This window comes from Saccharomonospora saliphila YIM 90502, assembly GCF_000383795.1.
GTDB lineage: Bacteria > Actinomycetota > Actinomycetes > Mycobacteriales > Pseudonocardiaceae > Saccharomonospora > Saccharomonospora saliphila.
On the sequence record NZ_KB912672.1, the window covers coordinates 73,905 to 86,896 of the forward strand.

The 12,992-nt window shown below is 72.2% G+C and carries 9 protein-coding genes and 1 pseudogene; 7 read left to right on the forward strand and 3 right to left on the reverse strand.

Annotated features, from left to right (window positions below; translation table 11 throughout):
• From SACSA_RS22640 to lgt, 5 genes are all read left to right on the forward strand, one after another.
• Window positions 1-384, forward strand: a 384-nt coding sequence (locus tag SACSA_RS22640) for a Trp biosynthesis-associated membrane protein (protein ID WP_019816130.1), incomplete at its 5' end; no start/stop codon positions are given.
• 153 nt (window positions 385-537) lie between these two features.
• Window positions 538-1,347, forward strand: coding sequence for an indole-3-glycerol phosphate synthase TrpC (gene trpC, locus SACSA_RS0111885; RefSeq protein ID WP_019816131.1), 810 nt, complete (start codon window positions 538-540; stop codon window positions 1,345-1,347).
• Window positions 1,326-2,564, forward strand: coding sequence for a tryptophan synthase subunit beta (trpB, locus tag SACSA_RS0111890; RefSeq protein ID WP_028661800.1), 1,239 nt, complete (start codon window positions 1,326-1,328; stop codon window positions 2,562-2,564). Before trpC ends, trpB begins: the two co-directional genes overlap by 22 nt.
• On the forward strand, window positions 2,561-3,349 hold the full coding sequence (trpA, locus tag SACSA_RS0111895) for a tryptophan synthase subunit alpha (RefSeq protein WP_019816135.1): 789 nt from the start codon (window positions 2,561-2,563) through the stop codon (window positions 3,347-3,349). Before trpB ends, trpA begins: the two co-directional genes overlap by 4 nt.
• Before the next feature lie 129 nt (window positions 3,350-3,478).
• Window positions 3,479-4,561, forward strand: coding sequence for a prolipoprotein diacylglyceryl transferase (lgt, locus tag SACSA_RS0111900; RefSeq protein WP_019816137.1), 1,083 nt, complete (start codon window positions 3,479-3,481; stop codon window positions 4,559-4,561).
• A 2-nt stretch (window positions 4,562-4,563) separates the two neighbouring features.
• On the opposite strand, the gene SACSA_RS0111905 is transcribed toward lgt, so the two are convergent.
• The 3 genes from SACSA_RS0111905 to SACSA_RS0111915 all read right to left on the reverse strand — a co-directional run bounded on the left by SACSA_RS0111905 (window position 4,564) and on the right by SACSA_RS0111915 (window position 7,453).
• On the reverse strand, window positions 4,564-5,388 hold the full coding sequence (locus SACSA_RS0111905) for an ABC transporter ATP-binding protein (protein WP_019816138.1): 825 nt from the start codon (window positions 5,386-5,388) through the stop codon (window positions 4,564-4,566).
• Window positions 5,385-6,440 carry a FecCD family ABC transporter permease gene (locus tag SACSA_RS0111910; RefSeq protein ID WP_048876712.1) on the reverse strand — a complete coding sequence of 352 codons (1,056 nt, stop codon included), beginning with the start codon at window positions 6,438-6,440 and terminating at the stop codon, window positions 5,385-5,387. Before SACSA_RS0111910 ends, SACSA_RS0111905 begins: the two co-directional genes overlap by 4 nt.
• Window positions 6,441-6,505: 65 nt before the next feature.
• Window positions 6,506-7,453 carry an ABC transporter substrate-binding protein gene (locus SACSA_RS0111915; protein WP_019816140.1) on the reverse strand — a complete coding sequence of 316 codons (948 nt, stop codon included), beginning with the start codon at window positions 7,451-7,453 and terminating at the stop codon, window positions 6,506-6,508.
• A 456-nt stretch (window positions 7,454-7,909) separates the two neighbouring features.
• Between SACSA_RS0111915 and gltB the strand changes: the two genes are divergently transcribed.
• Both gltB and gltD read left to right on the forward strand, forming a co-directional pair.
• Window positions 7,910-12,478 (forward strand): glutamate synthase large subunit, encoded by a 4,569-nt coding sequence (gene gltB, locus SACSA_RS0111920; protein WP_019816141.1) that lies wholly within the window; start codon window positions 7,910-7,912, stop codon window positions 12,476-12,478.
• Window positions 12,471-12,992, forward strand: a pseudogene (gene gltD, locus SACSA_RS0111925) (glutamate synthase); the annotation flags it as partial. The gene gltB and the pseudogene gltD, both read left to right, overlap by 8 nt.

Genomic DNA, 12,992 nt, shown 5'->3' on the forward strand with positions numbered 1-12,992 from the left:
GCGGCGGTCGCCGCGTCCCTGGCCCTGCGCGGGGTGGCGCGGCGCGTGCTCGGCGGCCTGCTGGTCCTGGTGGGCGTGTGGGTGGTGCTGCTCCCGATGGGTGATGCCACCCACGGCCTCGCGTGGATGGAGGCTCCCGGCTACGACACCGGAAGCGCCCCCACACCGGCGCTGTGGGGCCCGGCCGCGGCTGTGGCGGGCGGGGTGCTTCTCGTTGCGGCGGGAGCGGTGCTCGCGTGGCGGGGGCACCGGATGCCCCGCATGGGTGCCCGTTACTCGGCTCCCGGTGCCGCCGAGCGCGCCTCCGCCGCGCGGCCGGACAGCGACCGCGAGCTGTGGAACGCGCTCACCGAGGGAGAGGACCCGACGGCACGCGAAGGGTGACACCGGTGTTTGTCCCGGCCCGGCAAGGCGAATTCGACCCGAAGCCGATGCGCGACACCGCGCGGGTTAGCATCGATTCGGCGGGAAGGGGAAGGTTTTTGTGAGCCACCTTGCGAGTGAACCAACAGTCGTGACTCCCGGTGGGGCCGCCCGGTGAGCGTTCTCGAAGACATCATCGCCGACGTTCGTGCCGATCTCGCCGAGCGCGAGGCGGCCTTGCCGTTCGATGAGCTGAAGCAGCGCGCGATGCGTGTACCCGAACCGCGTGACGTGATGGGTGCCCTGCGTGAGTCGGGTATCGGCGTGATCGCGGAGGTCAAGCGCCGCAGCCCGTCGAAGGGTGAGCTGGCGGCGATTCCGGAGCCCGCGACGCTGGCGAAGGACTACGAGGACGCGGGAGCGCGCGTGATCAGCGTGCTCACCGAGCGTCGCCGTTTCGGCGGGTCGTTGGCCGACCTCGATGCCGTGCGGGCCGCGGTGGACGTTCCCTTGCTGCGCAAGGATTTCGTCGTCAGCCCGTACCAGGTGCACGAGGCGCGCCTGCACGGCGCGGACATGATCCTGCTGATCGTGGCCGCGCTGGAGCAGAACGCGCTGGTCGCGCTTCTCGATCGGGTGGAGTCGCTCGGTATGACGGCCCTGGTGGAGGTGCACAACGCCGAGGAGGCCGACCGCGCGCTGGAGGCGGGCGCGTCGGTGATCGGCATCAACGCACGCGACTTGCACACCCTCGAGGTCGACCGGGACGTGTTCTCCCGGCTCGCGCCCGGGCTGCCGATGGACACCTACAAGATCGCCGAATCCGGCGTGCGGGGGCCCGGAGACCTCATGGCCTACGCCGGGCACGGGGCGGACGCCGTCCTCGTCGGTGAGGGGCTGGTCTCGACCGACGATCCCAAGAGCGCGCTGGTCAAGCTCGTCACCGCCGGGTCGCACCCGGCCTGCCCGAGGCCGAGCCGGTGAGCACGCGGATGCCGGACGGCGGCCACGACCCGGACGCGCGGGGGCACTTCGGCCCCTACGGCGGCCGGTTCATGCCCGAGGCGCTCAACGGCGCGCTCGACGAGCTGGCGGCCGAGTACGACAAGGCGCGTGCCGATCCCGAGTTCACCGCCGAGTTCCACCGGCTGCTCGCCGACTACGCGGGCAGGCCGTCGCTGTTGACCGAGGCGCCGCGCTTCGCCGAGCACGCCGGTGGCGCGCGCATCTTCCTCAAGCGGGAAGACCTCAACCACACGGGGTCACACAAGATCAACAACGTGCTCGGTCAGGCGCTGTTGACCCGGCGGATGGGCAAGTCCCGGGTGATCGCCGAAACCGGTGCCGGACAGCATGGTGTCGCCACGGCGACCGCGTGCGCGCTGCTCGACCTCGACTGCGTGGTCTACATGGGCGAGGTCGACACGAAACGGCAGGCGCTCAACGTCGCCCGGATGCGGTTGCTCGGGGCGGAGGTCGTGCCGGTCTCGACAGGGTCGGCCACCCTCAAGGACGCGATCAACGAGGCGCTGCGCGACTGGGTGACCAATGTGGACACCACGCACTACCTGCTCGGCACGGCCGCGGGCGGGCATCCGTTCCCGGTCATGGTGCGCAACTTCCACCGGGTGATCGGGCAGGAGGCGCGCGAGCAGATGCTCTCGGCCACCGGGCATCTGCCCGACGCGGTGCTCGCGTGCGTCGGCGGCGGGTCGAACGCGATCGGCATCTTCCACGGTTTCCTCGACGACGCCGACGTGCGGCTGGTGGGCCTTGAGCCGGGCGGCAAGGGACTGGACACCGACCAGCACGGCGCGACCCTGACCAAGGGGGTGCCGGGCACCCTGCACGGGGCGATGTCGTACCTGTTGCAGGACGAGGACGGGCAGACCACCGAGGCCTACTCGATCTCGGCGGGGCTCGACTACCCGGGCGTGGGTCCGGAGCACTCGTGGCTCAAGGACACCGGGCGGGCCGAGTACCGGGCCGTGACCGACGACGAGGCGATGGACGCGTTCCAGTTGCTCTCCCGCACCGAGGGCATCATTCCCGCTGTCGAGTCGGCGCACGCGCTGGCGGGGGCCCTGGCATTGGGCCGCGAACTCGGCGACGGGGCGCGGCTCCTGGTCAGCCTCTCCGGGCGCGGCGACAAGGACGTGGACACGGCGGCGCGCTACTTCAAGCTCGTGGAGGACGTGTGAGCAGGCTCGACGAGCTGTTCGAGCGGACAAGGGCCGAGCGGCGCGGCGCCCTCGTGGCGTATCTGCCCGCGGGCTACCCGACCGTGGACGGGTCCAAGGACTTGCTGGCCGCCACGATCGACGCGGGCGCGGACCTCGTCGAGGTCGGGGTGCCCTACTCCGACCCGGTCATGGACGGACCGACGATCCAGGCCGCCGCCGACGAGGCGCTGCGCGGCGGGTTCCGGCTCAAGCACCTGTTCGAGGTCGTGGAGTCGGTGGCCGCGCGCGGTGGGCGTGCGGTGGTGATGACCTACTGGAATCCCGTGCACCGCTACGGCGTCGACGCGTTCGCGCGGGACCTCGCCGCCGCCGGTGGGCTCGGGCTCATCACGCCCGACCTCACGCCCGACGAGGCCTCCGGCTGGCTGGCCGCCTCCGACGAGCACGGGCTCGACCGGGTGTTCCTCGTGGCTCCGTCGTCCTCCGACGCGCGCATCGCGCTGACCACGGAGGCGACCACCGGTTTCGTGTACGCGACGGCGGTCATGGGCGTCACCGGCGCCCGGGAGTCGGTCGGCTCCAGCGCGGCGGACCTGGTGCGCCGCACGCGGACGCACACCGACCTGCCGGTCGGTGTCGGGCTCGGTGTGCGGTCCGGTGACCAGGCCGCCGAGGTCGCGGGCTTCGCGGACGCGGTGATCGTCGGCTCCGCCCTGGTGTCGAAGGCCGCCGAGGGCACGTCCCCCCTCGCGACTCTCACGGCCGAGCTGGCCGACGGCGTCCGCCGCCCCAGCCCGCGTTGACATGTCGTCAAGGCCCCCTTTCCTGCGTTGAACGCAGTGAAGGAGGCCTTGACGACACGCCAACGCCGCTGACGCGCGGGGTCGGCGGGGTGTGCGGTCGGCGGTGGCGGGGCGCGCTACGGTAGCCCGGTGAACTCCGCGTCGGCAGCCTTCCTCGCGACCATCCCCAGCCCGGACCGGGGGGTCTGGGAGCTCGGACCGTTCCCGCTGCGCGCCTACGCGCTGTGCATCATCGCGGGCATCGTCCTCGCGATCTGGTGGGGTGACCGGCGCTGGGTCCAGCGGGGCGGCAGCAAGGGCACGATCGTCGACATCGCGGTGTTCGCCGTGCCTTTCGGCCTCGTCGGCGGTCGGCTCTACCACGTGATCACCGACTACCAGCTCTACTTCGGCCCGGGCAGAAACCCCGTTGACGCGCTGGCGATCTGGGACGGAGGACTCGGCATCTGGGGTGCGATCGCCCTCGGCGGTGTCGGTGCGTGGCTGGCGTGCCGCCGCCGGGGCATTCCGCTGCCCGCCGTCGCCGACGCCATCGCGCCGGGCATCGTCGTCGCCCAGGCCGTCGGCAGGCTCGGCAACTACTTCAACCAGGAGCTCTACGGGGCCGAGACCGACCTGCCGTGGGGACTGGAGATCTACTGCCGCGTCACCGACACGTTCCCGGCCACCGCCTGCACACCGGACAACCCGGGTCCGCTCGACGGAATCGCGGTCAGCGACGTGCCGATCGCGGTCGTGCACCCCACCTTCCTGTACGAACTGCTGTGGAACCTCGGCGTCGCCGTACTGCTCGTGTGGGCTGATCGCCATTTCCGCCTCGGGCACGGCCGGGTGTTCGCGCTCTACGTCGCCGGGTACACGGCGGGCCGGTTCTGGATCGAGATGATGCGCACCGACGAGGCGAACACGATCCTCGGACTGCGCGTCAACGTGTGGACCTCGATGCTGCTCTTCGCTGGTGCGGTGGTGTACCTCGTGCTGGCTCGCGGGCGCGGGCCGAGGGAGGATCCGGCGTCCCTGGCCGGCCCCGGTGCCGATCAGGACGGCTCCGGGGACGCCGCTTCCGGGACCGGGCACGACGCGGCCGGAGACGAGGGCGAACACGACGGGGCCGCACGCTCGCGCGATGTGTCCCCTGGCGTGGAACCACAGGGAGGCGAGCGGGCCGACGGAAGCGGCTCCGGAGGGCCCGCGCGCCGCGACGGGGACTGACCTCACTCCTGCTCGTCGGTGCCGTGCCGCACCGGGGCGATGACGGGATACCCGTCGCTCGTGCCGAGGATCTCCACCGTGGCCGCGTAGTGGTCGCGCAGCCGCGCGGCCGTCAGCACCTCGGCGCCCGTGCCGAGCACCACCACCTCGCCCCGGTCGAGCAGGAGCAGCAGGTCGGCGTAGCGCGCCGCGAACGTCAGGTCGTGCAGCGTGGTCACCACGGTCGTGCCGTCCTCGGTGCGCAGGCGGTCGAGCCGGTCGAGCAGTGTCTGCGCGTGCCCGATGTCCAGCCCGGAGGTCGGCTCGTCGAGCACGAGCATCCGGGTGCGCTGGGCCAGCACACGGGCCAGGACCGCGCGCTGCCGCTCGCCGCCGGACAGCGTCTCCAGCCTGCGGGCCGCGAAATCGTCCAGGTCGAGCCTCGACAGGGCCTCCCGCACGACGCGCATGTCCTCCGGTCCCTCCCGCGCCAGCGCACCGAGATGCGGGGTGCGCCCCAGCAGCGCGTAGTCGGTGACCGTCAGCCGGTCCGGCAGCACGGGGTTCTGTGCCGCGTACCCGATCTCGGCGGCGCGCCGCCTCCGGGGCAGCGCCGAGGTGGCGACGCCGTGTGTCTCGATTCTGCCCCGGTGTTCCAGGAGCCCGGCGATGGCCTTGAGCAGCGTGGACTTTCCCGCGCCGTTCGGGCCGACGATCGCGAGCCAGCTCCCGCCGGGCAGGGTGAGGGAAACATCACGGACCACGGGCACGGAGCCGTATCCCGCGCTCACCCCGGCCAGGCGCAACGCGGGCGCCTCAGCACTGTCGGTGGGCCGCGTGCCGGTCACGGGGTCCGCCCCCGTGTCGTCCGCAGCACCAGCGCGAAGAACGGCGCGCCCGCGAACGCGGTCACCACGCCGAGCGGCAGCTCTCCCGGCATCAGGGTGCGGGCCAGGAGGTCGGCGGCGACCAGGAACGCCGCGCCACCGAGGACCGACAGCGGAACGATCACCCGGTAGCTCGCCCCGGCCAGTAGCCGCACCACGTGTGGCACGACGATGCCGACGAACCCGATCAGGCCGCTGACCGCCACGGCCGCCGCCGTGGCCAGCGACGCCGCGCCGAGCGATACCAGCCGCACCAGTCCGGGCCGCAGGCCCAGCGAGGCCGCCTCGGCGTCGCCGAGGGCCAGCACGTCCAGCAGGCGCGCGCACACGCACAGCACGACCAGGGCCGGGACGACGTAGGGCAGTGTCAGCCAGAGGTCCTGCCAGCCGGTGACGTTGAGTCCGCCCATCGTCCACGTGTAGACCTCGTCGATGGTGTCGGTGTTCAACTGCTGCACGAACGTCTGGACGGCCGTGAGGAAGGCGGTGACGGCCACGCCCGCCAGGAGCAGGGTCGCGGTGCCACTGCCCGCCGAGCGGCCGAGCACCCAGCTCAGGCCCACGCCGGTGAGCGCGCCCGTGAAGGCCGCCAGCGGCACCGGTCCGATCACCCAGCCGGTGACGGCGGGGGCGAGCACCATGACGGCCGTGGCGCCAAGGCCCGCACCGGCCGCCGCGCCGAGCAGGTAGGGCTCGGCCAGTGGGTTGCGGAACACCCCCTGGAATGCCGCGCCCGCGCTCGCCAGGGCGGCACCCACCACGGCGGCGAGCAGAACCCGGGGCAGGCGCAGTTGCCACACGATCGCCGCCTCGCGCTCCGACAGTGGCGAGGTCGTGCCGGTCACCTGCGCGACGAGCTCGTCGAGGACCCGCCGCCAGCCGAGCTCGCCCGCCCCCACGACGAGGGCGAGCACGACCACGGCCACGAGCACCAGCAGGGCTACCAGCAGCGCACCCGGGCGCAGCCTGGTGGTGGCCCTGGCGGTGGCATCCGCGCGCTCGGGGTCCGCGATGCCGTCGGCCCGCTCCCCGTCCGGGTGGGGTTCCGTCGCGGCGCGTGCCGGGCGGTCGAGCACGGTCACGCGCCCGTCCGGCTCAGTTCGTCCGAGAGGACACCGACGAACTCGACAAGGCGCGGGCCCCACCGCGAGGCGAGGTCGTCGTCGACGGTGAGCACCCGGTCCTGCCGGACGGCGGTGAGCGTGTCCCACCCCGGGCGCTGTGCCACCGTGTCGGCGTTCTGGCCGCAGCACCGGGTGTCGGCGAGCACGACGAGGTCCGGATCGGCCTCGAGGACACGCTCGGCCGAGAGCCGAGGGTAGCCCCCGTGCGCGGAGGGATCGTCCTGGTCGGCGATGTTGGTCAGCCCGAAAAGGTCGTAGACCCGGCCGATGAACGTCGCCGAGGTCACGCTGTGCAGGTCGGGGCTCAGCTCGTGGTAGTAGGACAGGTCCGTGGAGGTCCGGGGCACGTCGGCGACCAGGTCGGCGATCTCGGATTCGGTCGTCCGTGCCAGGTCGGCACCCCGGTGCGGGTGGCCCGTCGCTCGTCCGACGAGTTCGAACTGCCGGTACATCCCCTCAAGGGTCCGCGGAGCGGGCAGCACGAGCGTGGCCGTTCCCGTCTCGGCGAGCGCGTCGCGCAGGGCGTTGTCCTGGTCGGATTCCACGATGACGAGGTCGGGGTCGTGCGCCGCGAGCGCCTCGGGGTCGAGGTTCAGGCCCGACAGTTCGGTGCGCGGGGCATGCGCCGGATGGGTGGACATCTCGTCCACGGCGACCACCTGCTCGCCCGCCCCCACGGCGTAGAGGGTCTCCGTCGTCGACGGCGACAGGGAAACGATGCGGTCGGGCCGCTCGTGGAGAGTGACCTCCGGCGCCCCTTCGGGCCGTAGCTCGACGGGAAAGCCCGTCGAGTCCCCGGGTGCGGAGGCGGTCTCCGGCTCCCGTTCCGCGCAGGCGGACAGGGCCAGCACGAGGGACAGGACGAGCAACAGGGACAGGGGCGACCGTCTGGCAGGCAACATCGAACCTCGGTTCTCGGTCCGGCGCCGGTGGCCGCGCCGGACCGCCGTCGGCGGTCGCGGACGCCGCACCTCTGCGCCGGAGGCGGATGGCGTCGGCGCGGGCGGGAGGCGACCTGGCTCGGCCCGCACGACACCGTGTCGGCACGGTGTCACGGCGGGTCCATCACAGTTGCGGCACAGCGCCGGAATCACACCGGACTTCGCTCCCGACCGCGTCGCGAGGGACGGTACCAGCCCTGCGCTGGGCTAAACTCGGGCAGTACGCAGCACCGGTCGGTGTCGTCGGCGGCACCGGCCCGAATCGCGGTGTCGCGCGCGGGGCCGGCGGGTCGCCGATTCGCTCGTCGAGCCGGTGCCTCGGTGTTTCCAAGGTGTTAAAGTCGCGCTCATCGGCGGGCCATTGTCGTCCCGTGCCCAGCACGAACGTCGAGCACGACGACGACGCAGGAGGTCCCCTTGATCTTCTCCGCGATTGCGCCTCGCCAGGGTGCCTACGATCCCGCGGCGGAGAAGGATTCCTGCGGTGTGGCCATGGTCGCCGACATCCGGGGAAGGCCCTCGCATCGCATCGTCCGCGACGGCCTGACCGCGCTGACGAACATGGATCACCGGGGCGCCGCCGGAGCGGAACCGACCAGCGGTGACGGCGCGGGCATCCTGCTCCAGCTCCCCGACGCGTTCCTGCGCGCCGTGGCCGGTCACGCGCTGCCCGGCCCGGACACGCGGGGACGCAACACCTACGCCGCGGGACTGGTGTTCCTGCCCGGTGATCCCGGTCCCCGCGCCGAGGCGGAGGCGCTGATCGAACGCCTCGCCGCCGAGGAGGACCTGCGCGTGCTCGGCTGGCGTGCCCTGCCGACCGACCCCGACGCCGCCGATCTCGGCCCGACGGCCCGGTCGGTGATGCCCCACTTCGCGATGGTGTTCGTCGCCGGGCGCGGTGACGAGGAGGCGGCGCCCGCGGGCATCGACCTGGACCGGCGCGCGTTCTGCCTGCGCAAACGCGCCGAGCGCGAGAGCGTGGCCGCCGGGTGCGGCGTGTACTTCCCGTCGTTGTCGGCACGCACCCTGGTGTACAAGGGCATGCTCACCCCGGCCCAGCTCCCGGTGTTCTTTCCCGACCTGGCCGACGAGCGGCTGGCCACGGCGATCGCTCTGGTGCACAGCAGGTTCTCCACCAACACGTTCCCGTCGTGGCCGCTCGCGCACCCGTACCGGTTTGTCGCGCACAACGGGGAGATCAACACGATCCGGGGCAACCGCAACAGGATGCGCGCCCGCGAGGCGCTGCTCGCCTCCGACCTGGTGCCCGGCGACCTGGAGCGGCTCTACCCGATCTGCTCACCGGAAGCCAGCGACTCGGCCTCGTTCGACGAGGTGCTCGAGCTGCTGCACCTGGGCGGGCGGTCGCTGCCGCACGCGGTGCTGATGATGATCCCGGAGGCGTGGGAGAACCACGCGACGATGGAGCCGTCCCGGCGCGACTTCTACCGCTTCCACGCCGGCCTGATGGAGCCGTGGGACGGCCCGGCGTGCGTGACGTTCACCGACGGTGCGCTCGTCGGTGCCGTGCTCGACCGCAACGGGCTGCGCCCGGCGCGCTGGTGGCGCACCACCGACGACCGGGTGGTGTTCGCCAGCGAGAGCGGTGTGCTCGACATTCCGCCCGAGCAGGTCGTCGCCAAGGGCAGGCTCCGGCCCGGGCGGCTGTTCTGCGTCGACACCGCGGCCGGGCGCGTGGTCGGTGACGACGAGATCAAGTCCGCGCTGGCCGCCGAGGCGCCGTACGGTGAGTGGCTGCACGCGGGCCTGCTCTCCCTGTCCGAGCTGCCCGACCGCGACCACATCACCCAGTCCCACGCCTCGGTGCTGCGCCGCCAGGTGGCCTTCGGTTACACCGAGGAGGAGCTGAAGATCCTCCTCGCCCCGATGGCGGCCACCGGCGCCGAACCGGTCGGGTCGATGGGCTCGGACACCCCGGTCTCGGTGCTCTCCCAGCGGTCGCGGCTGCTCTACGACTACTTCAAGCAGGGCTTCGCGCAGGTGACGAACCCGCCGCTGGACGCGATCCGGGAAGAGCTGGTCACCTCGATGAGCCGCATCATGGGCTCGGAACACAACCTGCTCGACGCGGGTCCTGCCTCGTGCAGGCACATCCAGCTCACCTCCCCGGTGCTCGACAACGACGAGCTGGCCAAGCTCATCCACGTCAACGACGACGGCGACCTGCCCGGCTTCGCGTGCAGCGTGCTGTCCGGACTGTACGATGTGGATGGCGGTGGTGCCGCGCTGGCCGAGGCGATCGATCGGGTCCGCAAGGAGGCGTCCGAGGCCATCGCCGCGGGCGCGCGCACGCTCGTGCTGTCCGATCGCGACACCGACCACCGGATGGCGCCGATCCCGTCGTTGCTGCTCGTGTCCGCCGTGCACCACCACCTCGTGCGCACGCGGGAACGGCTGCGTGTGGCGCTCGTCGTGGAGACCGGTGACGCCCGCGAGGTGCACCACGTGGCTGCCCTGCTCTCCTACGGCGCGGCGGCGGTGAACCCGTACCTGGCCTTCGAGACGATCGAGGACATGATCGCCCAGGGCGCGATCACCGACACCGAACCGGCCGCGGCCGTGCGTGCCTACGTCGCCGCGCTGAACAAGGGCGTCCTGAAGATCATGTCCAAGATGGGCATCTCCACCGTCGGTGCCTACACCGGTGCGCAGGTCTTCGAAGCGTTCGGCCTGTCGCAGGAAGTGCTCGACGAATACTTCACCGGCACGGTGTCGAAGGTCGGGGGAGTGGGCCTCGACGTGCTCGCCGAGGAGGTGGCCCAGCGGCACCGGCGGGCGTACCCGGACAACCCGGCCGAGCGCGCTCACCGCGGACTGGAGACCGGCGGCGAGTACGCCTACCGCCGCGAGGGAGAGCTGCACCTGTTCAGCCCCGAAACCGTGTTCTTGCTGCAGCACGCGAGCGCGTCGCGCCGCGAGGAGGTCTACCGCTCCTACGTCGACGAGGTGAACCGGCTGGCCCGCGAGGGGGGTGTGCTGCGCGGTCTGTTCTCCTTCCGCGAGGGCGAGCGCGAGCCGGTGCCGATCGAGGAGGTCGAATCGGTCGAGTCGATCTGCCGTCGGTTCACCACGGGCGGCATGTCGTACGGCGCGTTGTCGCACGAGGCGCACCAGACGCTGGCGATCGCGATGAACACGATCGGGGGCCGGTCGAACTGCGGTGAGGGTGGTGAGGACCCCGAGCGGTTGCACGACCCGCTGCGGCGCAGTGCGATCAAGCAGGTCGCCAGCGGCCGGTTCGGCGTGACCAGCGACTACCTGGTCAGCGCCGACGACATCCAGATCAAGATGGCGCAGGGCGCCAAGCCGGGCGAGGGCGGGCAGCTCCCGCCGGGCAAGGTGTACCCGTGGATCGCCAGGACCCGGCACTCCACGCCGGGCGTGGGCCTGATCTCGCCGCCGCCGCACCACGACATCTACTCGATCGAGGACCTCGCCCAGCTCATCCACGACCTCAAGAACGCCAACGAGCGCGCCCGTGTGCACGTCAAGCTGGTGAGCACGCTCGGGGTCGGCACGGTCGCGGCGGGCGTGTCGAAGGCGCACGCCGACGTCGTGCTGATCTCCGGCTACGACGGCGGCACGGGAGCGTCCCCGATGAACTCGCTCAAACACGCGGGCACACCGTGGGAGGTCGGCCTCGCCGAGACCCAGCAGACCCTGATGCTCAACGGCCTGCGGGACCGCATCACCGTGCAGGCCGACGGCGGGTTCAAGACCGGACGCGACGTGATCGTGGCCGCGCTGCTCGGTGCCGAGGAGTACGGTTTCGCGACCGCGCCGCTGGTGGTGGCCGGGTGCGTGATGATGCGGGTGTGTCACCTGGACACCTGCCCCGTCGGCGTGGCGACCCAGAACCCGGAGCTGCGCGCGCGGTACCTCGGCCAGGCCGAGCACGTGGTCACCTTCTTCCGGTTCGTCGCGCAGGAGGTGCGCGAGTACCTCGCGCGGCTCGGGTTCCGCTCGGTGGAGGAGGCCGTCGGCCGGGCCGACCTGTTGGACGTCGACGAGGCCGTGCGGCACTGGAAGAGCGCGGGCATCGACCTGTCGTCGGTGTTCGCGACACCCACCGCGAGCCCTTACGGCGACACCCGGCGCAAGGTCCGCGAGCAGGACCACGGCCTCGACCGCGCCCTGGACCGCACGCTGATCCAGCTCGCCGAGGCGGCCCTCGAGGACGCCCACCCTGTGCGGCTGGACCTGCCGGTGCGCAACGTCAACCGCACCGTCGGCACGTTGCTCGGCTCGGAGGTCACGCGCCGCTACGGCAGCGCGGGACTGCCCGACGACACGGTGCGGGTCCGGCTGACCGGTTCGGCCGGGCAGTCGCTCGGCGCGTTCCTGCCGCCGGGGATCACGGTGGAGCTGGTCGGGGACGCCAACGACTACGTCGGCAAGGGCCTGTCCGGCGGGCGCGTGGTCCTGCGCCCGCACCCGGACGCGCCGTTCGCCGCCGAGGACCAGGTGATCGCGGGCAACACCCTGGCCTACGGTGCCACCTCGGGGGAGCTGTTCGCCCGGGGACTCGTGGGCGAGCGGTTCGGGGTGCGCAACTCCGGGGCGCTGCTCGTCGCCGAGGGCGTCGGCGACCACGCGTTCGAATACATGACCGGCGGCAACGCCGTGGTACTCGGCCCGACGGGCCGCAACCTCGCGGCGGGCATGTCCGGTGGCACGGCGTTCGTCCTCGACCTCGACCGGCGCCTGCTCAACGATGCGATGGTGGAGCCGGTCGCGCCGGATTCCGACGATCTGGCGTGGTTGCGCGAGGTGGTGCGGCGGCACCACGAGTACACGGGCTCGGACGTGGCCGCGGCGCTGCTGGCGGACTGGCCCCGCCGCGCGGCGGGCTTCACGAAGGTGCTGCCCACCGACTACCGCCGTGTGCTGGAGGCGGCCAGGGCGGCCCGTGAGCAGGGCCGCGACGTCGACGAAGTGATCATGGAGGCAGCCCGTGGCTGATCCGAAGGGCTTTCTGCGGTACGGGCGCGCGGACCCGCCGAAGCGGCCCCGCGACGAGCGCGCGCACGATTGGCACGAGGTGTACGCCGACGTGGCCCCCGAGGAGCGGGACCGCGCGGTGCGGCAACAGGCCACGCGATGCATGGACTGCGGCATCCCGTTCTGCCATTCGACAGGGGCGGGCTGCCCGCTGGGCAATCTGATCCCCGAGTGGAACGACCTCGTGCGCCGGGGTGACTGGGAGCAGGCTTCCGAGCGGCTGCACGCGACGAACAACTTCCCGGAGTTCACCGGCATGCTGTGCCCGGCTCCGTGCGAGTCGGCGTGCGTGCTCGCCATCTCGCCCGACGCGGGCGGCCCGGTGAGCATCAAGCGCGTCGAGAACACGATCGCGGCGAAGGCGTGGGAGGACGGTCACGTCCGTGTCGAGGAGGCGCGGCTGCCCACGGGCAGGCGCGTGGCGGTCGTGGGTTCCGGCCCGGCCGGGCTCGCGGCGGCGCAGCAGCTCACCCGC